Below are 19,905 nucleotides of genomic sequence, written 5' to 3'. Positions count from 1 at the left end.
CCGTCACACGCGAAAAACGAATCGCATCAACCTTCATCACTTGGAGGCGCAAACAGAAGCGCCAATGCGCTATGCTACCGGCCAATTCGAGTCGCCGACGCCCAATATCCGGCGTGTCGGTAGCCTCATCGAGATGCCCCTTACGGCGGCTCACACGCACACCCCACGTTGGAGGACCCATGCGTTTCCGTTGTTGCTTCATGCTTCTCTTGTCTCTCGCAGTGCTTGCTTCCTGTGCCCAGAAGGTCATACCACCATCTGATTTCTTCAAAGACGCGCCCCCGGTTCCGCCCGGCTTCAAGTACGCCAAAGAGGCCATTGCCGCGGTGGCCTCGGGCAAGATAGAACTCATCGACCCCGGAATCCCCGCGCCCGATTCGGTGATAGAAACCAAAGACATCGAATACGGGCGTGGCGGCGACAAACCTCTCCTGCTCGATATGTACCTTCCCCAAAATCCCAGGGGCCCTGTTCCCGCGCTGGTCTTCATTCATGGCGGAGGCTGGAAAAAGGGGGATCGCGCCGATTACCGGTACTACACGATTCGGATGGCCGAAGCGGGCTACGCGGCCTTCACAATTTCCTACCGGCTGAGCGGAGAGGCCAAGTTCCCCGCCGCGCTCGAAGACTGCAAATGCGCCATCCGCTGGATTCGCGCCAACGCCGCGAAGAACAACGTCGACCCCAACCGCATTGCCGCTATCGGAGGCTCCGGCGGCGCCCACCTCGCCATGCTCGTCGGTTACACGGACGCCCCCGAACTCGAAGGCAAGGGCGGCAACGAGGGCGTCAGCAGCCGCGTCCAGGCCGTCGTGAACTGCTACGGCCCCTGCGACCTCACGACAGACAGAGCGCGTACCTTCTCGGACGTTGTGACCTTTCTCGGCAAGAGCTACGAAGAAGACCCCAAACTCTACGAACTCGCCTCGCCCTTGTACCAAGTTAAGCCCGGTGCACCGCCCACACTCATCATCCACGGGACCATCGATGAACTCATTCCAATTGAACAACCCGCCCAGTTATGTGAGAAACTCAATGCGGTTGGCACGCCTTGCGAGTTCGACCCAATTCCCGGTTGGCCGCACACGATGGATATGGCCAAACCGATCAACGAACGGTTCCGATACGATATGCTGAAATTCTTCGCGCAGTACATGCCCCCCGCCCCGGCATCCTCCGGGACGAATGCCGCTCAGTAAACCATGTACCGGCTGCATTCTATATTGCGGTACATGCTCGCGCTGGCCATTATGACCGGAGCGGTACACGCCGATTTCCGCACCAACATCAACTTCGGCGAAGCCCTGCTCCGTACGACACCAGCCCCTCCCGGTTATAAAAGCGCCCGCGATGCAGCACACGCCGTCCGCAAGGGACGTGTTGCGCACGCTGCCGTCCCGGAAGGCATACCTGACAACGTCCTCGTCGAAGAAGACGTCCCGTATGCGTCTCGTGAAAACAGCAGCCTTCGCGCCGACGTGTATCGTCCTCGCAACACAACGGACCCTTCTCCCATACTCGTCTTCGTTCACGGCGGCGCGTGGGACCACGGCAACGAGGATTCATTCCGCGCGTGGGGCATCCACTACGCCCAACGCGGTTACGTCGCGGTGGCTATCACCTACAGCCTCGTCCAAGTGGCGCCCTATCCCACGGCGCTAAACGATGTGCGCGAGGCGTTTCGTTGGGCGCAATCTCAGGCAGGCAACTGGAAGGCAGACCCGTCTCGCATGGCCATTGTCGGACAATCGGCCGGGGCGCACCTGGCCCTGATGGCCGCATACCAGCCCGACAGCGCGCCGCGCGTACAGGCCGTCGTCAACTTCTACGGCCCCGCCGATTTAACCGACAAACCCTTGCGAACGTCGAAAGCCGTCCGTAAGTTTCTGGGAGGCAGACGCTACAGCCGCGCGGAGGATCGTTACCGCGAAGCATCGCCCATGACCCACACGTCCCCGCAATGTCCACCCACCCTGATCTTCCACGGCACGGTCGACTCGCGCGTGCCCGTCTCGCAATCGGACCGATTGGCCGATACCTTGCAGCGCAACAACGTTCCCTATCTCTATGACCGCATCGAAGGCTGGCATCATGCGATGGACTTGTACGCCGAAGTCAACGCGCACTGCCTGTCGGTAATGGACCTGTTTCTGGATACGTTGCTTCGCGGTGAGAAGCCGTAACGCCCTGCGCAACGCGGAAGCTATGGCCCGAATTAAATGAACTTCTTCGTGGATGGCCAAATCTCGTTGAAAGGAGCCTTGATGCCCCGGCACAAGAAGAGCCGGGAGTCGTTCTCGTAGTGCATCGCGTAGGGATGCGTGAAGACTCCCAGCGGCTTCACTTCCTTGAATAGTTCGGTAAGTTCAGCTTCCTCGCCGTTGAACACCAACACAACCTCTCCCGTGTAATCGCCGGGCCCCCATAGAAAGTAGTTGTTGTGTCCGCTGATTGCGCGCGGCAATCCGTACTTGGAACCAAAGAAGTTGATTGCGGCCGCCTCGCCGTAGTTGTCCGCATAGATTGCGCATTTCGCTCGGTCCGCTTCGGGCAACGCGTCATAGGCCTTGGCTACGAACTCGACCATCTCCGGCCAACCGAATCGATCTCCGAAATGCTGAGGAATCTCGTCAGTGTGCGACAACTCCTGACGCGGCGGTTGAATGTGCGTGGCGCGCGCGTACGCCAGAAACGTCTCGATGGGCAGCACCGGCGCCGACAACGGCAATAGCGCTATCCCCGACAACGCAACCGCCGTCGCAACTATCGGACGCAACACTCTGCGCGTTTCGGACAGACGCTCGACTGAAATCGCCCCCAGCGCGAACAACATGGGATACGCGGGCGACAGGTAATAATCCTTGCCGTACGTGAGCGAAAGCAGCAGAAAAACGACAACATATGCAAGCGACAACCACCGATAGCGCTTCCCGCCTTCACAAAAGAGTCCAAACACAAGCCCGCCAATCCAGATCGGAAACGCGAGCGGGTTCAGCAACAGCAATTGCCCGAGAAGAAATTTCACCAGACCTTGAGGCGCGTTCTTGTACACGGCCGCATTGTGAGTGAATTCCAGGGTGGGCCAGTCATTCAACACCTGCCAAATCAGGTGCGGCAGAAAGATGAGAAACGCAATCGCACCGCCGAACCACAGGTACCTGTTCAGGAAATACTTGCGATGCGGCGTGAACAACATGGCCACGACAATGCCGAAACCGAAGAACGTCACGCTGATCTTGTTCAGCAATCCGAATCCCGCGACCACGCCAAACCACAACCACATGCGCGGATCGTCCCGGTTGATCATGCGAACGATCACATAGGCCATTAGGGTCCAAAACATCTGATCGAAGGCGTTCATCGAGAAGAACGTGCTCATGGCCAGATAGATCGGCGCGAAAAGCACGCACAGGCATGCCAAGCCTTGCGCAAAGCGCTTCCCACCCATTTCGCGCGCAATGAGTCCCGCCAGAACTACCGAACATGCGCCCGCCAGGATCGCCGGGAAACGCAACGCGAGCATGCTGTCCCCAAACACGGCTCGCCACACAGCAAGTATCGCAATAGACAACGGCGGATGATCGACATACCCCCACGCCAGATGCTTGGCGCAGTCGATGTAGTACATTTCGTCGCGAAAGTATCCGTAGCCGTACATCGTCGTCGCACTGATCAGGATCTTCGCGAGCGCAAATAGACCGAAGAACGCGAAGTCGTCTCTTGTCAGTCGGTGCCCATCCGCAGTGTTCATAGGATCGAACGCCTTATGCACTTGGTTCCCCATCACGAAAATGGACAATCCCCGAACAGGATGCAGGTGCCTTCATGTTGCGCGGCCGCCCTCGGCTGCGCTAACAGACCTATGCCTATGCTTGCGTCAATGCACGCAGAAAATCCGCGTAATGAACGGCGGCCTCTGCCTGCGCTTTCGCGCGCGCGGCATTGATGTCATCAAAATCGCGGGTCAAAATGTCCGTGTACTTCGATTCCAACTGCCTGTGCGCACTCAAACGGTTCAAAGCACGCAGCGTATCTTCCTTCGACATACCTGCCCGATACGGACGATCCTCGGTCAGCGCCGTGAAGATGTCCGCCACCGCCATCAGCCGCGCGCCATCCGACAACTGTTCGGCCGTCTTGTGAAATGGATAACCGCTGCCGTCGAGCCGCTCCTGGTGCAAGGCGCCCCAATCCGTGATCTCTTCCAATCCCTCCACGGACCCGAGAATCTCATGCGTAAAATAGGCGTGACTCCGCATGATGTTCTGTTCTTCCCCGGTCAACGGCCCTTTCTTCTCGATAATCTCCGACGGAATACCCAGCTTGCCTACGTCGTGCAAATATGCGGCGACCCGCATCATTTCCTGGTCGCGAGAACTGAACCCGGCCCGTCGCGCCAGCGCGAGCGCCGTTGCAGCAACTCCACTCGAATGCGTCGCCGTAAACGAACTCTTGAAATCAACCAAGAGACACAACAGCGCGGCAAACTCGGACAACTCCTGCATCGTCATCGTAATCGCGTGCTTGCGAAGGCTTTTCCGCAAGAACAAGCCAATGTTGTGCGAAACCACGTCCAGCCAGAAGTACTCGCGTCCGGCCAACCGCAGAAACGCCGCCAAAACATCCGGGTGAAACGACGTATTCGCGCCCGTTCGGATCCGCTCACAAACCTGATCCGTTTGCCCTAGAATGTACCGGTTTCTATCGATAGCCACTTCAACGCGATCGGCAAGATGCAGGATATGAGCGGCCAAAGGTATTGGATGCCCTGCTTGTGCCGCGCCTTCCCCGTTGCGCCACGGCGTGTGATGGTAACGAATCATCGCTGCAATGCCCGCAAACGGCGAGAAAGTGTGCAGCAACAGATAGCCCACGCGCGCATGAAAGTCGGGCTCCTGCAATTCGAACGACAGCAGGTCGAGCCGCTCCTGCAAGGAAAACGCGCCAATATCGTGAATCAGCCCTGCCAGGCCGATTTCCGTTGTCTCTTCTTCCGGCCGTTGCATCTCAAGCGACAAGGCCAACGCGATTACCGCCACGCGGCTTTGGTGCTCGGAAACGGCGGGGTTCATCAGGTCGGCAATTCTCGATAGCGCGCACACCAAGTCGAAGGCATCAATTCGGGCTGCGTCCGCGTTCATGCTCTTCCTCACCCTTTACTTCGGTTCTGGTTTCTGACCACAACAGTCTACTCTATGGGCAGACTCTTTGAATATGGGGCGCTCTCAACCGCTCCACAACAGATTATTGAAGAAGTGCGCCAGGATCGGCGGCCAGACCGACTGCGCGCGCTCCATGAGCAACCCCAACACCCAGCCGATAATCAGAACCCCCACCGCGTTTGCGGCCATGCCCGTATTCAAACCCTGCAGATACAACCAGCCGGGGATGTGAATGGAAACAAACAGCAACGCATTGATGCCGTTTGCAGTCTGAAAGCGGAACACCTCGCGCAACCGGCGGTAAACAAACCCACGAAAGAAGATCTCCTCAATAACGGGCGCGGCCCACATCCCAAAGAAGATCATCGGCCAGCGGCCGAGCGGCACGTCCTTCTGGAAGATGGTCACCTTGTGCTCCAGGGTTATCGCAACCGTCACGAGAACCGCGAAGAACACGCCCGCAATCGCAACCGACTCCAAGGCGCGTCTACCCATGGGAAAGGTGTTGAGGCCCAGGCTCGCTATCGGCGAGACCCGCTCCACGCGAATCAGATAGACCCACAACGGCACAATCCACAGCAGGATGCGCAACGTATCCAGATACACGCGCTTTACGATTTCCGGCTGGATCGCACCTTCGTGCGGCAACAGCAGAACGACCCGCAACGTCCACGCAGCATAGAACGCCAGGAAGAACAACGCAGGCTTTCGCAGGTGCGCAATGCCGCGCGCGTTCGGGGTCAGACTTTCTTCCACCGGGGCCGCTCCTCGCGTGCCTCTTCGCAGATGGCGTCAAACAGATCGGAGACCGGTTCGATGCCGAAGTCCTCGAAGTTCTTGGGATTCTTCCAGAACTCTCGCAATCGGCCGCGCCCTTCACGCTCGTACATAACGATCTTCAACATCATCTGGGCTTTGTCGAGGCCTCGCACCAGACACGCCTCCGGCGTCTTCGGCTCCAGCAATTCCCGATGGTACTCCGCATACCTTCCGCCGAGCCCCGCGAACAGCCGCTCAATAATCGCTTGCTCGGCGCCCTGTTTCGCTTCACGCAGGTAAGCATCGCCCGCCGGCATCGGGATGTCCATCAACTGGGCCTCGGAAAGGTCGTGGATCAACGCCATGGTGAGTGCCCGCTCACGGTCGAACAAATCCGGATACGCGTCGACAAACAGCAGCGTCAACAGCGATACGAAATGGCTGTGCGCCGCCACGGACTCCGGTTCTGTCACGCCGCGAAGAACATACCCCGCCCGCGCAATCCGGTCCAGCGGATGGATTTCCTCGAAGAGCTTAACGACATGTTGGGAGAACTCGCGCATGGTGCGGCAGTATGCCAAATCGCCTTGCCTCACGGGAAGTTCCAATCAAACAATAAGGCCGGCTCCCGTATCAGGAACCGGCCTTGGGAAACTCGTATGTTGTCCGCGTCTACCGGAACAGGTCGTTAAACGAATCCTTGTACGTCTGGCCGAGCGGCGTGAAGAAAAACAGAAGCGCCACGACTACGAGTATGACGACCACGATAAGGGCATTCTTGGCCCCCTTGGACATCCCCCCGCCCGTGCTCACTTGCGCGGCGATATTTCCCGCAAAAACCTTCTCGCCCGCTTCCGCGCGCGTCTTCTTGTCTTCAAGGCCGCCCAACGTCTCGTTAATCGAGATGAACGCGCGGTGCCACTCATTTTGCAGCTTCTTGATGGCCACTTCGGACTGCGAGTAGATGGATTCGAGGTTTGTCGCGCCCGAAACAATATTCATCGTGTTGCCATCGAACCGGTAATCCGATCCAAGGCTCTCTTTGATGACCTGGTGCTCGCGGGCCAGTTTGCTCTTGATCTTCAGAAACTGGTTCTCAAGCTGCGCCTTGTTCACGCCCGGACTGGGATACGCGCTCAGAATCTGGTTGAACAACAACCAGTCGTTCATGAACTCGCGGCAAACCTGGATGTTCCTGTCAAGAGTCTCAATAATCTTGAGTTGCTTCTTATTGGGTGGCATTCGAGGCCTTCTCTCCTAACAATGGATTACCCCCGACTCAACCCACAAAATGTAGCACATGGCGGGGATCAAGTCAATTTTCCATGCACTCCCCGAATGCATAACCCGCTGGGGTTGTGCGCGTTGACTGCATATGTCCGTAGCAGACAAATCACGCAGTCAATGCGGCAAACGATCGTGCTGCAACGGCCAGTGCAGCGTGCTCCTGCAGCGCAAGCCCGGGGTCGACCTCCAAGATCGCCTGCGCATCACGCCGCGCGGCGTCCAGGATACGCACGTCCCGAATCAGGTCGGCGACGCGCAAATCGCTGAGGCCCGCCTGCCGCACCCCCCGAAACTCGCCCGGCCCTCGCATTTCCAGGTCGGACTCGGCAATCTCGAATCCGCTGTTCGTACCGCACAGTATCTCCAACCGCTGCCGGCCATCAGGCGTCTTCGGTTTACCCAGCAGGAAGCACCGCGATGCCACGTTGCCGCGCCCCACGCGGCCACGCAGTTGGTGTAGCTGCGGCAACCCGAACTGGGCCGCGTCCTCAATCACGATGGTGGTCGCATTCGGACAATCGATCCCGACTTCGATGACCGTCGTGCTGACGAGCACGTCCAGGTCGCCTCGCTTGAACCGGTGCATCACTTCGTCTTTCTCCGAAGACGATAACCGCCCGTGGAGCAGCCCGAGCCGCATCCCTTTCAACGGCCCTTCCCCAAGCTGCTCGAAGTGGGTCGTCACCGCCGTCAGCGCCCGCGCAAGCGATTCCTCCACCAGCGGACAAATGATATAGGTCTGGCGCCCTTGGGCCGCCTGTTCGCGAATGTAGTCGTACAGCCCCGGGACTTTCGCGGGCGGCACCCGCGAAGTCTTCACGGGAGCACGATTCGGGGGTAACTCGTCGATGACGGTCACATCCATGCCTCCGTACACCGTCACGGCCAACGTGCGCGGAATCGGCGTCGCCGTCATGTGAAGCATGTCCGGATTGAGGCCTTTCTCCAGAAGCGCCGCGCGTTGCACCACGCCGAACCGGTGCTGCTCGTCGATAATCACCAGACCCAATCGGTGAAACGAGACCCGGTCCTGAATCAACGCGTGCGTCCCCACGATGACGTGGCATTCGCCCGACGCCAACGCCTCCACCACGCCCCGCGCGCCCGCCGTCGAACCGGTCAGCGACGCGACCTCGATACCCAACGGTCCCAGCGCGTCGCGCAAGGTGAGGGCATGCTGCTCCGCCAGAATCTCTGTCGGCGCCATAAGCGCCGTCTGAAAACCGCCGTCCGCCGCGGCAGCAATGGCGTGCAACGCCACCGCCGTCTTCCCGCAACCCACATCACCTTGAAGCAGGCGCACCATGGGCCGCTCGGAAGCCATGTCTTCCAGAATGTCCGCCACCGCGCGCTGCTGCGCGCCCGTCAACGCAAACGGCAGCGACGTGCGCAATGCGCCGAGCCGCTCGCCATCCGTCACGTGACGATACGCCTTCGATTCGTGACGCCTCGCCTGCCGCGCAAGCAGCACGCCGAGCTGAATACCCAGCAGTTCCTCATAGGCAAAGCGGTTGCGGGCAGCCTTGGCCGCGTCGAGTTCTTCAGGGAAATGGATAGTGCGCAAACCCGCGTCCGCGGGCGGATAACTGTATTTGCCTGCCAAGTCCGGCGGCAGCGCGTCCGCGATGGCTTCTCGCAACCCGTCAAGCGCGGTCCGTACGAGCCGCCGCAACATGCGTTGCGACACCCCCTCCGTAAGCCGGTACACCGGGACAATCCGTCCCGAATTCAGCAGGTCATCCTCGTCGCCGGTGAGCAGTTCGTATTCGGGATTCCGCAACGCCAGCCCGTTCCATTTGCCCGCCTGCCCCGAGAAAAATCCTCGCGCCCCAGCCTTGAACGCTTGCGCGAGATACGGCTGACCGAACCAGATGGCCTTCAGCGTGCCGGAGGCATCGCGCAGCGAAACCTCCGCCATGCTCAGCCCGCGTCGCAGCCGCAGAATGCGCGACTTCACGACCTCCGCGCAGACGGTCACGGTATCGCCGTCGTTGATCTCGCCGAGAGGAGTCGGATTACGCCGGTCCTGATAGCTGCGGGGAAAATGGAAAAGAAGATCGCGAACCGTGGCGATGTTCAGTTGCGCGAGCAGTTCAGCGCGCTTGTCCCCCACCCCCGGCAACGAGGTAACGTGACTATCGAGCGCAATCCCGCCGGCCGTTCCCTCATGCAACGTTGGAGGACCCGCGGAATCTAGCCCGACTCGCCGGACAGGACAAAGTCAGCCACGCTTTGTCTCTATCAATCCAAAATCCAAAATCCAAAATCTAAAATCCCCTCACGCCCTCGGCCATTTGTAGTTGCCCGTATACAGATCGAACATGGTCCGGTAGTACTTCATGAACCGGTTCGGTTCCGCGTTATAACTGATTTCCGCGAGGCACCAGCCCTTGTAATCGATGGCTTTCAGCCGGTTGAACAAATCCTGCCACGGATACTGATACACGCCGATGTCGGTGATGTGCGCGTGGGCGATCTTGTCTTTCAACAGATTGAAGTTCGCTTCGATGCTGCCATTCTCGTCCATGTCGCCCTTATTCGAATTCCAGCACACCAAGGCGTTCGGGTGGTCCGCCGCGTCCATCATCTTGCGAATCATCTTCGGGTCCGACGAATCCTTGCCGTGTACCTCCAGGCGCACCTGCACGCCGAGATCCGCGCCAAACGTCGCCACCTGCTTCAACGCCTTGCCGATTTGTTCGCAGGTCTTCTCGACAGGCACGCCCTCGGGCAGTCCGTTGGGCCGCACCTTGATCCCCGAAGCTCCCACCTCCGACGCAAGCCGGCAGTACGCAATCGCGCCATCGATGTTCTGTTTCACGACTTCGGGATTGGGACTGTGAAACTCATAGGTCGAACCCAGCCCCGCGATCTGAACCGGCGAATCCGCGAACATCCGCTTCACATCCGCGCGCTGCGCCGCGGTCAACGTCAGCTCGACGCCGTGCTTGTGCTCGGTTCGCAGTTCCACGCCTTCCAAGCCCGTGTCCTGGCAAAAGGCAATCAAAGTGGGCACATCCATGTCCTTGCCCATATTGTAGGTGACCATTCCGAGCTTCATGAATGTAACTCCCCCTTCGTTGAGCGCCAAGGTCCGAACGGGTATCTTAGATCCTTGGGCACGCAGCTTCCAGTATATGGGGAGAACAAGAATGGCACTGATTCTGGCTCTGATAACCCTGGCCGCAGCGAACGAAGTTACGTACAACTACGACGAGGCCAAGGTGCCTGCGTACACACTCCCCGACCCATTGGTCCTTGAATCGGGCGAGCGCGTGAACACCGCGGAACAGTGGCAAAAAGTCCGGCGTCCCGAAATCTTGCGATTGTTCCAGACCCAGGTCTACGGCAAGAGCCCAGGCAAGCCCGACGGCATGCACTTCAAACTCCTCGAAAAAAGCGGAAACGCCCTCGACGGCAAAGCGGTCCGCAGACAAGTCCGCGTGTTCTTCGCTAAAGGGAAGAAAGAACCGTGGATGGACATCCTCATCTACTTGCCGAAGAACGCCCAAGGCCCCGTTCCACTCTTCGTAGGCATGAACTTCAGCGGCAACCATTCCATCGGTTTCGACAAACACGTCCCAATCTCCGAGAAATGGATGCGCGATTCCGAAGAGAACGGCGTTGCGAACAATCGCGCCACGGAGAAGTCGCGGGGATGCGAAGCGCGGCGGTGGCCGGTGGAAATGATCGTCAGCCGTGGTTACGGCTTGGCGACGATCTACTACGGCGACGTAGACCCCGACTTCGACGACGGATTCCAAAACGGCGTACACCCCTTGTTCTACAAAGATGGCCAAACGAAGCCCGCGCCCGACGAGTGGGGGTCCATTGGCGCGTGGGCATGGGGCCTTAGCCGCGCCCTCGATTACTTCGAAACCGACCGCGACATCGACGCCAAACGCGTTGCCGTCATGGGCCATTCTCGCCTCGGCAAGACCTCCTTGTGGGCGGGCGCGCAGGACGAACGGTTCGCGCTCGTCATATCCAACGATTCCGGTTGTGGCGGGGCCGCCCTGAGCCGTCGCGCCTTCGGTGAAACCGTGGAACGCATCAACCGCGTTTTCCCGCACTGGTTCTGCGACAACTTCAATCAATACAGCAACAACGAAGCTGCCTGCCCCGTGGACCAGCACGAACTGATTGCGTTGATGGCGCCGCGCCCCGTCTACGTCGCCAGCGCCGAAGAAGACCTCTGGGCCGATCCGCGCGGCGAGTTCCTCTCCGCAAAGAACGCCACTCCCGTATACAAACTCTTCGGCCTCGAAGGCCTCGCCGCCGACGATATGCCTTCGGTCAACCAGCCGATCAAGAGCATCATCGGCTACCACATCCGCACCGGCGAACACGACACAACAACCTACGACTGGGAGCAGTACCTCGACTTCGCCGACAAATACATGAAGTAGTCGCAGACAGACCTCGCGCTCAGTCCATTTATTGGGGAACCAAGAATGCGACCGATCCGTCAGATCCGACCGATCGGTCCTATTCTTCAACTCGGAAGCTTGTCCTCTCCTGGCACAAGTCTTCGCCCCTTCGGCCCTCCCCGATCAGAGATTTGACCTTCGTGGTGCACTGCGTGTATAGTCTGCCCATATGCAGATCTGCTTCCTGGTTGGGAATTCGGCTACGGTTAGCTGCTACTCCCCCTCATGATGCTCACCTTATAATCTGGGTCCTCCAGTGTGTTGACTCCCACGTTGTTCGTGCTGAGCATGCAGAATCAGCCATTCGCCGGCATTTTTCGTCCGGCACAACGAAGGGATACTTCATGTCTTTTGGCGATTTGTCTATTGATCCGCGCTTTTTGAAGGTACTCAACACGCAGAAGATCACGGAACCGACTCCGGTTCAGGCGCAAACCATTCCTCCGGCCCTCGAAGGCCGCGACGTGCTGGGGATTGCGCAAACCGGTACCGGCAAGACGTTGGCATTCTCCTTGCCCGCGCTGACGCGCCTTGCGCAGTCGAACGTGCGCGGCACGCGCATGCTGGTCCTCACGCCGACGCGCGAGTTGGCGCAGCAGGTTAACTCGGTTATCGAACGCTTCGGTCGCGTCGCGGGACTGCAATCCGCGTGCGTATACGGCGGCGTCGGCATGGAACCTCAGGTTCACGCGCTTCGCCGCGGCACCACGGTCATCGTAGCGACCCCCGGCCGCCTGATCGATCACATGGAACGCGGCAATGTCCGCTTCGACAAGCTCTCGGTGCTCGTCCTTGACGAGGCCGACCGCATGCTCGACATGGGCTTCCTGCCCGCTATCCAACGCATCATGAGCGCCGTGCCCAAGGAACGCCAGACGCTGCTGTTCTCGGCGACGCTGCCCGATGAAATCAAGGGACTGGCCGCCGACTTGCAGCACGATCCCGTGCGCATCACCATCGGCGCCATCGCGAAACCCGCCGACGCCGTGCGTCAGGGCATCTACACCGTGGTGTCGTCCGGCAAAATGGATCTCCTGGCGAAAATCCTGCGCGAACCGGAAGTGCGTTCTGCGCTGGTCTTCGTGCGCACGAAACACTCGACCGACAAAGTCGCGAAACAGCTCTATCTGGAAGGCTTCCGCGCGCAAGCCATTCACGGCGGCCGTTCACAGCGCCAGCGCCAGCAAGCCATCGACGGTTTCCGCCGCGGACGCTACACTGTGCTCGTAGCCACCGATGTCGCGGCGCGCGGACTCGACGTGCAGGGCATCACGCACGTCGTCAACTTTGACATCCCGAATTGTCACGACGATTACGTGCATCGCATCGGACGCACCGCGCGTGCAAGCGCCGAAGGCGATGCCATCACCTTCGTCTGCCCCGAAGACCACATGACCCTCGGGTCCATCGAACGCGAATTGGGCAAGTCCATTCCGCGCACCGATTGGGAAGGCGCCGTACACGTCCCGACCCGCGAAGAGATCGCCGCGCGCAACGCGCAACGCCGTTCTCCTCGCCACGGCGGCGGTTACCGCGGCGGTTCCAGTGGACGCCCGCGCAACAACGGCCGCCCGCAAAACGGCGGCGGTGGACGCTACGGCCGCAACGCTTCGGCAAACCGCGGCAAGCAGGGCCAGTCTCGCCCAGCGCGCTAATTCCTCCGCACAGGTTTCACCTCATAGGACCGATCGGTCGCATCCGGCCGATCGGTCCTATTCTCTTTCGCGCGGCGTTATTCGGCAACTCGCGTTACGTCTCTCTCACTTGCGCACGTTTGCATCGCAATTCACGCCTCACACCGCCCTACTCTCCGGAGTGCCAAAGGCACGGCATACTCCAGCCTGGCGCGGCATAGCCGCAACCAAAAGGGACTCAACCACCGATACACACCAACGATTTGACTCGATACTCCAGATCGCTGCAAGCGCGAGATACTCCAGCCTGGGGTGAGATTCGCGTCAACGACGCGAATCGAAACCCCAGGTACCAGCCCCCCACCCAATGAGCGCCCTGTCAGGGCGCAAGTAACTCACACGGTCTGTCTCTGAAGCGCAGTGCCCGGTATCGCAGGCATCGATGAAGCCTGCCCTCATCTGTCATCCCGAGTCCGCCTTCGGCGGGCGAGGGATCTGGCTTATGATCGGATCCCTGTTGCGCCAATCGAGTCACTACGGCATCGCAATCGACCTTCCGCGCCGCATGGGGCGCAATACATAACCGCTCTGTTGGACTCCCCGTCCAACCTCGCTATAATGCGCCCCCTCACACTTCGTCGTCTGGTCCCGGCGAATCAATCGGAGCTGCAAAATGAATACCAAGAAATCGAAATCCCCGTCGAACGGCAAACGCGAACCCGTTAACCGGATGTACTCCTCGCAAATCACCGAGACCGTCGAACGCGCGCCAAGCCGCGCCATGCTGCACGCCGTCGGTTTCACCGCGAAGGACTTCAAGAAACCCCAGGTCGGCATCGCCTCGACGTGGAGCATGGTCACGCCCTGCAACATGCACATCAACAAGCTCGCGAACTACGCATCCGACGGCGTCAATGCCGCGGGCGGCAAAGCCGTCGAGTTCAACACGATCACCATTTCCGACGGCATCTCCATGGGCACGGAAGGCATGAAGTATTCGCTCGTCTCCCGCGAGGTGATCGCCGACTCCATTGAAACCGTCGCGGGTTGCGAATGGTTCGACGGACTCGTCGCCATCGGCGGCTGCGACAAGAACATGCCCGGCTGCCTCATGGCGATGGCCCGCCTCAATCGCCCATCCGTGTTTGTCTACGGCGGCACAATTCTCCCCGGCAACTATCGCGGCAAAAACGTCGATATCGTGTCGGTGTTCGAAGCCGTTGGCGCGCACGCGCGCGGCGATATCAACGACAAACAACTGAAAGAGATCGAAGCCTGTGCCATCCCCGGTCCCGGCTCCTGCGGCGGCATGTACACCGCCAACACCATGGGGTCCGCCATCGAAGCACTCGGCATGAGCCTACCCAACAGCAGTTCGCAGGACGCCATATCCGAGGACAAGGCGAACGATTGCCGCAACGCCGGCGCGGCCGTGATGAACTTGATCAAACGCGGCATCCGCCCCAGCGATATCATGACTCGCGAAGCCTTCGAAAACGCGATTGTCGTCGTCAACGCGCTGGGCGGTTCGACCAACGCCGTGCTCCACTTGCTTGCGATGGCCTACACCATGGGCGTGAAGCTCTCCATCGACGACTTCACGCGCATCGGAAAACGCGCGCCGGTGTTGGCGGACCTCAAACCCAGCGGTAGATTCGTCATGGCTGAATTCGTCGCCATTGGCGGTCTCACGCCATTGATGAAGACGCTCCTCGATGCAGGTCTCCTGCACGGCGACTGCCTCACCGTGACCGGCAAGACCCTCAAACAGAATCTCGCCGATGCAAAACCGTACCCCGCGGGACAGGAAATCGTTCGCCCCTTGTCCGATCCCATCAAGAAGGACGGCCACTTGGTCGTGTTGTACGGCAACCTCGCGCCGAAGGGCGCCGTCGCGAAAATCACCGGCAAGGAAGGCATGCGATTCACCGGCAAAGCCCGCGTGTTCAATTCCGAAGAAGACGCGCTCAAAGCCATTCTCGACGGCACAGTCAAGAAGGGCGACGTGATCGTCATTCGCTACGAAGGCCCCAAGGGCGGCCCCGGCATGCGTGAAATGCTCGCGCCCACGTCCGCCGTCATGGGCAAAGGTCTCGGCAAAGACGTCGCCCTGATCACCGACGGACGTTTCTCCGGCGGCAGCCACGGTTTCGTCGTCGGACACATCACGCCCGAAGCGCAGGTCGGCGGACCGCTCGCAATCGTCAAGAACGGCGATCCGATTACGATCGATGCGGAAAACCGCACGCTCGATCTCGGCATTACCAAAGCCGAAATCGCCAAGCGCCTCAAAGCATGGAAGGCCCCGAAGCCGCGCTATGTCCGCGGCGTCTTGGCGAAATACATGCATCTCGTCAACTCGGCATCCGAAGGCGCCGTCACCGACGCCACATTGCCCTTCTCGAAATAGGTTCCATTTCTTCGACGGGCCGCGCGGCGCCTGGCTCTCCGCGCGGCCCGTCTCGTCTGTACATTTACGGACCGCCGGATATGCTATTCTTCGTGTCCGGCCTTGCGCGCCCGTTGCTGGATGGAGGCGCGCAGTATCTTCCGGGAGCAAACCGCGGGCTTCGCCAAGCAACCGATCGCGAATGCCCGCTTGAGGTGTGTCGGGGAGAGGAACGAAAGGGGTATGACCGGTCCGGAAACAGCCGCGGATGCGACTCCCGTCGATTGGTCCGAAGGCGATGTGATCCTCGGTATCTACGAGGTGAAGCGCCTCCTCGGACGCGGCGGTATGGGCAACGTGTATCAGGTCTACCACCGGGGCTGGGACCAGGACCTCGCCGTGAAGTGCCCCAAGGCCGAAGTGCTGTCCGCAAAAGGCGGCGCGGAATCCTTCGAACGCGAATGCGAAATGTGGGTTAACCTCGGCCTCCACCCCAACATCGCAAGCTGCTACTACGTTCGCCGGCTCGGCGGCGTCCCGCGCGTGTTTGCCGAATTCGTGACCGGCGGCACGCTCTCCCAATGGATACACAGCGGCCGCTTGTATCGCGGAACGCGCGAACAAGTCATGGAGCGCATCCTCGACATCGCCATCCAATTTGCATGGGGCCTTCGCTATTCGCACACCCAGGGCCTCGTCCATCAAGACGTCAAACCCCTCAACGTCCTCATGACCAAAGAAGGTATCGTCAAAGTCACCGACTTCGGCCTGTCGCGCGCGCTCTACGTGGCGTCCGGCGCGCCCGAAACTCGAACCAGCCGCGGTCTCGGATCGCGCGGAACCCCAGCATACTGCTCGCCGGAGCAGGCCAACCGCGGCGACATGTCGCAAGCCACCGACATCTGGAGCTGGGGCGTGTCCATCATGGAAATGTTTGTCGGCGACGTCACGTGGATGGCCGGCCAGATGGCCGACGGCGCCTTGGATCAGTACCTGGAACTGGGCCCCGAAAACGAGCGCGCTCCCGACATGCCCCCCGTAATTCTCGACCTGTTGCGCGCATGCTTCCGAGACGATCCTGCAGAACGCCCTTCGAGTATGGCCGATATCCTCACAACGCTTGAGTCCGTCTACAAAGACGTCGTGGGCGTGCCGTATCCGCGCGCCGTGCCCCAGGCCGCGGAAACCACCGCCGATCGTCTTAACAACCGCGCGGTCTCATTCCTCGACTTGGGCAAACACGAAGAAGCCGATCAATTGTGGGAACGCGCGCTCCGCTTCGAACCCAATCATCCCGAAGCCACGTACAACCGCGCCCTGCGCGCGTGGCGCATCGGGCGCACCACCGACATGACCATGCTGCACCTGGCCCGCGAACTGTGCCGACTGCAACCCAAAGCGTGGATGCCCGTCTACATGTTTGCCCAGCTTCACCTCGAACGCGGCGACTACAACGCGGCCCTGGAACTGCTGGAACGGTTGCGCGGCGTCGATCTCGGCGGACATGAAGTCGCCGAGGCCATCGATGCCGCTACCGAACGAAAAGACGCGAGCCGCCGCCTCATAAGCACCTTCGCCCACCGCACCGGCGATGTCACCGCGCTCTGCGTCAGTTGGGACGGACACCTCGCCCTCTCGGCGACCACGTCCCAGAAATGGCCCGGAAAGATCACCGCCTGGAACGTGACTACCGGGCAACGGCAATTCGATTTCCTCGGACACACCGCCCCCGTGCTCTCCGTGGCGCTCAGCGCCGACGGCCTTCACGCCGTCTCCGGTTCCGTGGACAAGACCGCCCGCATTTGGGAAGTCGTTTCCGCCGATTGCGTCCAAATACTTCAGGGCCATTCCGGTCCCGTGAACTCCGTCCTGTTCACCGACGATGGACAAGGCATTCTCACCGCAAGCGCCGACGGCAGCGTCCGTCATTGGAATCGCATGTCGGGCCAATGCGAACGCGCGTTTGCCGCGCACCACGGCGAAGTGACCATGCTGGCTCCCGGACGTTCCGGCTTGTCCTTTCTCACCATCGGTTCCGATGGCGTCTTGTCGCATTGGGATCTGCGATCCGGCAGACGCCTCGCCGCGCTCGACGGATTCTCCGCGCGTCCCCGTTCGTTGTCTGTCAGCAACGACCGACGCGCCGCCATAGTCGGCCTTGAAGACGGCTGCGTCGACCTCGTCAACCTCGAAGCAAACCAGCGCGTGAGCCATCGCAAAGCGCACAGCGAGCCCGTCGTCTCCGTCTGCTTAAGCAAACGCGGCCACTTCGCGCTCACCGGCGTGCAAGGCGGAAAACTCCGCCTCTGGGAAACGCCCACGGGACGCTGCCTGCACACCTTTGCCGGCCGCGCACCCGTGAGTATCGGCGGAGACGAAAGCGTTGCCCTCTCCGCCGGCGAAAAAGGCACCCTGAAACTCTGGGCCATCGGCTTCGGCTTCCCCACAATCTTCGCTCCGATGATTCTGTGCCGCGGGCGCGAAGGCGGCGCTTAAATAAATACTCCCCATTGCAGCGCCGCCGCCGAAACCCTATGATGCGTTGGCGGTCGCGGATGGGCGCGTCTACTCGTATCTGATTCGGTTCGTCTGCATGAGATGCCGCCACAGTCAGCAATGTGTTTCGCGTGTCTGCGAAACCCGGCGTCGGATGCAGCGATTGGGGAAAGGGAGGTTTCTTGTGTCCATGAAACAACGATTCTTTTGGAGCATACTCGGGTTGTTCTTCGCGGTAAGACCCGCTGTGGCCATTGACGAAAACACGCCCGCGCCCGACGGCGCCCCGGTGCTCGCGCTCTGGCCCGACGGCGCGCCCGGCGCGGCAGGCACAGAAACCGCGGACGTCCCCACGCTCACCTACTTCCCCGCCCCGCAACACAAAGCCACCGGCGCGGCCGTGGTCGTGTGTCCCGGCGGCGGCTACGGCGGCTTGGCCATCACCTACGAAGGATACGAAGTCGCGCAGTGGCTAAACACCGCCGGCGTCTCGGCCTTCGTGCTCAAATACCGCCACGCCCCGAAGTACCACCACCCCGCTCCCCTGCAGGATGCGCAGCGCGCCATCCGCACGGTTCGCGCACGCTCCGCAGAATGGGGCATCAACCCCGCCAAAATCGGCATACTCGGATTCTCCGCGGGCGGTCACTTGACCGCGACCACCGGTGTCGCCAAAGCCGACGGCGACGCAGCCGCCACGGACCCCATCGAACGCGTTTCGGCCCGGCCCGATTTCCTGATCCTTGGATACCCCGTGATCACGATGGTCGGCGACTACGGCCACGCGGGTAGCCGCACCAATCTACTCGGCGAGAATCCCGACCCGAAACTCGTCGAAGAAGTCTCCCCCGAACTCCACGTGACCAAAGACACGCCGCCTGCATTCCTCGTAAGCACCACGCAAGACACCGGCGTCCCCGCGACCAACAGCGTCGTCTTCTACCAGAAGCTGCTCGACAACGGCGTCCCCGCCGAATTGCACGTCTTTCTCGAAGGCCAACACGGCCTCGGACTCGGCACCGGCCCCCGCAGCGGCCACGCCTTCAGCGAATGGCCTGACCTCTGCCTGAAATGGCTAAGGGCCATCGGGATGATCTGAGGCAAACGTATTCGCCATTTCACATAAGTCAGTGCTTTGGCCAGGGGGGGATTACGTCGATGAGAGATCTCGAAGGCAAAGTGGCCCTGGTAACAGGTGCGGGAAGTCCAAGGGGAATCGGCCGCGCCATAGTGGAAGCGCTTGCACGGCTCGGCGCGCGCATCGTCGCAAGCGACGTGGAAGACCCGCTGCCCGATGTCATTCATGACGTCCTCGGCTACAAACACGGAGCGAAGCAGGGTCTCGACGAAACCGTCGCGGCGGCACAGGCCCTCGGCGTGGAGGCCGTCGCTTTCCGTGCCGATATTTGCGTGCCGGAAGACGTTGAGCAACTCGTCGCAAATGCCGCGTCCGCCTTTGGGCACATCGACATCCTCGTCAACGTTGCGGGAGGCTCGTGGGGTTCGCAACGCGTCGGCGAATACGAACCCGATCAGTGGCTCGACACCCTTAAGGTAAACCTCTACGGAACCTTCCTGACCACCCGCTACGTGTTGCCCCTATTCGAAAAACAACGGGGAGGCGTCGTTATCAACATCGCCGCCATCGCCGCCGAGCGCGCCTGCGAAATGGTCTCCGCGTACAGCGCGGCCAAAGCCGGTGTCGTCGCCCTCACCCGTGATATCGCCGTCGAATACGGCCCGCAAGG

The 19,905-nt window shown here is 60.5% G+C and carries 16 protein-coding genes; 8 read left to right on the top strand and 8 right to left on the bottom strand.

The features are described from left to right. The coding region (locus K1Y02_16805; GenBank protein ID MBX7258023.1) for a hypothetical protein at positions 1-202 on the bottom strand (202 nt) is incomplete at its 3' end. On the opposite strand from K1Y02_16805, the gene K1Y02_16800 reads away from it, so the two are divergent. Beyond that, positions 180-1,199, top strand: coding sequence for an alpha/beta hydrolase (locus tag K1Y02_16800; GenBank protein ID MBX7258022.1), 1,020 nt, complete (start codon positions 180-182; stop codon positions 1,197-1,199). The two genes, K1Y02_16805 and K1Y02_16800, sit on opposite strands and share 23 nt — an antisense overlap. 3 nt (positions 1,200-1,202) lie before the next feature. After that, the gene (locus K1Y02_16795) at positions 1,203-2,183 is read left to right on the top strand and encodes an alpha/beta hydrolase (protein ID MBX7258021.1); all 981 of its coding nucleotides are present in this window, start codon (positions 1,203-1,205) and stop codon (positions 2,181-2,183) included. Between the two features lie 32 nt (positions 2,184-2,215). On the opposite strand, the gene K1Y02_16790 is transcribed toward K1Y02_16795, so the two are convergent. The 7 genes from K1Y02_16790 to K1Y02_16760 form a co-directional block, all read right to left on the bottom strand. Next, the gene (locus tag K1Y02_16790) at positions 2,216-3,751 is read right to left on the bottom strand and encodes a glycosyltransferase family 39 protein (protein ID MBX7258020.1); all 1,536 of its coding nucleotides are present in this window, start codon (positions 3,749-3,751) and stop codon (positions 2,216-2,218) included. 115 nt (positions 3,752-3,866) lie between these two features. Then, entirely contained in the window at positions 3,867-5,141 is a 1,275-nt protein-coding gene (locus tag K1Y02_16785; GenBank protein MBX7258019.1) for an HD domain-containing protein, read from the bottom strand. Positions 5,142-5,225: 84 nt separating this feature from the next. Beyond that, positions 5,226-5,918 carry a CPBP family intramembrane metalloprotease gene (locus K1Y02_16780; GenBank protein MBX7258018.1) on the bottom strand — a complete coding sequence of 231 codons (693 nt, stop codon included), beginning with the start codon at positions 5,916-5,918 and terminating at the stop codon, positions 5,226-5,228. Continuing rightward, a complete protein-coding gene (locus tag K1Y02_16775) occupies positions 5,903-6,517 on the bottom strand; it encodes an HD domain-containing protein (GenBank protein MBX7258017.1) in 615 nt (204 codons plus the stop codon). Before K1Y02_16775 ends, K1Y02_16780 begins: the two co-directional genes overlap by 16 nt. Positions 6,518-6,593: 76 nt before the next feature. Continuing rightward, positions 6,594-7,163 carry a hypothetical protein gene (locus K1Y02_16770; protein ID MBX7258016.1) on the bottom strand — a complete coding sequence of 190 codons (570 nt, stop codon included), beginning with the start codon at positions 7,161-7,163 and terminating at the stop codon, positions 6,594-6,596. Positions 7,164-7,314: 151 nt separating this feature from the next. Next, positions 7,315-9,381: an ATP-dependent DNA helicase RecG gene (gene recG / locus K1Y02_16765; protein ID MBX7258015.1), complete on the bottom strand. Its 2,067-nt coding sequence runs from the start codon at positions 9,379-9,381 to the stop codon at positions 7,315-7,317. 105 nt (positions 9,382-9,486) lie between these two features. Further along, the gene (locus tag K1Y02_16760; protein MBX7258014.1) at positions 9,487-10,269 is read right to left on the bottom strand and encodes a sugar phosphate isomerase/epimerase; all 783 of its coding nucleotides are present in this window, start codon (positions 10,267-10,269) and stop codon (positions 9,487-9,489) included. Between the two features lie 91 nt (positions 10,270-10,360). Between K1Y02_16760 and K1Y02_16755 the strand changes: the two genes are divergently transcribed. The 6 genes from K1Y02_16755 to K1Y02_16730 form a co-directional block, all read left to right on the top strand. Next, positions 10,361-11,617, top strand: a complete 1,257-nt coding sequence (locus K1Y02_16755; GenBank protein ID MBX7258013.1) for an acetylxylan esterase — start codon at positions 10,361-10,363, stop codon at positions 11,615-11,617. Positions 11,618-11,982: 365 nt separating this feature from the next. Continuing rightward, positions 11,983-13,293 (top strand): DEAD/DEAH box helicase, encoded by a 1,311-nt coding sequence (locus K1Y02_16750; protein MBX7258012.1) that lies wholly within the window; start codon positions 11,983-11,985, stop codon positions 13,291-13,293. Between the two features lie 652 nt (positions 13,294-13,945). Further along, a complete protein-coding gene (gene ilvD, locus K1Y02_16745; GenBank protein ID MBX7258011.1) occupies positions 13,946-15,682 on the top strand; it encodes a dihydroxy-acid dehydratase in 1,737 nt (578 codons plus the stop codon). A 222-nt stretch (positions 15,683-15,904) separates the two neighbouring features. Further along, positions 15,905-18,157, top strand: coding sequence for a protein kinase (locus K1Y02_16740; protein ID MBX7258010.1), 2,253 nt, complete (start codon positions 15,905-15,907; stop codon positions 18,155-18,157). A gap of 190 nt (positions 18,158-18,347) precedes the next feature. Continuing rightward, positions 18,348-19,256, top strand: coding sequence for an alpha/beta hydrolase (locus K1Y02_16735; GenBank protein MBX7258009.1), 909 nt, complete (start codon positions 18,348-18,350; stop codon positions 19,254-19,256). Between the two features lie 59 nt (positions 19,257-19,315). Further along, a partial coding sequence (locus K1Y02_16730; protein MBX7258008.1) for an SDR family oxidoreductase occupies positions 19,316-19,905 on the top strand: 590 nt, incomplete at its 3' end.

The sequence above is a fragment of the Candidatus Hydrogenedentota bacterium genome, from assembly GCA_019695095.1.
In the GTDB taxonomy this organism is placed as follows: Bacteria; Hydrogenedentota; Hydrogenedentia; order Hydrogenedentales; family SLHB01; genus JAIBAQ01.
Note: the sequence above shows the minus strand (reverse complement) of the source record. Positions and strands in the feature narration are given on the sequence as shown.

Excerpts from the sequence above, each read along its gene's own strand:
- K1Y02_16800 (MBX7258022.1), top strand. The coding sequence starts at position 180 with ATGCGTTTCCGTTGTTGCTTCATGCTTCTCTTGTCTCTCGCAGTGCTT.
- K1Y02_16795 (MBX7258021.1), top strand. The coding sequence starts at position 1,203 with ATGTACCGGCTGCATTCTATATTGCGGTACATGCTCGCGCTGGCCATT.
- K1Y02_16790 (MBX7258020.1), bottom strand. The coding sequence starts at position 3,751 with ATGAACACTGCGGATGGGCACCGACTGACAAGAGACGACTTCGCGTTC.
- K1Y02_16785 (MBX7258019.1), bottom strand. The coding sequence starts at position 5,141 with ATGAACGCGGACGCAGCCCGAATTGATGCCTTCGACTTGGTGTGCGCG.
- K1Y02_16770 (MBX7258016.1), bottom strand. The coding sequence starts at position 7,163 with ATGCCACCCAATAAGAAGCAACTCAAGATTATTGAGACTCTTGACAGG.
- K1Y02_16760 (MBX7258014.1), bottom strand. The coding sequence starts at position 10,269 with ATGAAGCTCGGAATGGTCACCTACAATATGGGCAAGGACATGGATGTG.
- K1Y02_16755 (MBX7258013.1), top strand. The coding sequence starts at position 10,361 with ATGGCACTGATTCTGGCTCTGATAACCCTGGCCGCAGCGAACGAAGTT.
- K1Y02_16750 (MBX7258012.1), top strand. The coding sequence starts at position 11,983 with ATGTCTTTTGGCGATTTGTCTATTGATCCGCGCTTTTTGAAGGTACTC.
- ilvD (MBX7258011.1), top strand. The coding sequence starts at position 13,946 with ATGAATACCAAGAAATCGAAATCCCCGTCGAACGGCAAACGCGAACCC.
- K1Y02_16740 (MBX7258010.1), top strand. The coding sequence starts at position 15,905 with ATGACCGGTCCGGAAACAGCCGCGGATGCGACTCCCGTCGATTGGTCC.
- K1Y02_16735 (MBX7258009.1), top strand. The coding sequence starts at position 18,348 with ATGAAACAACGATTCTTTTGGAGCATACTCGGGTTGTTCTTCGCGGTA.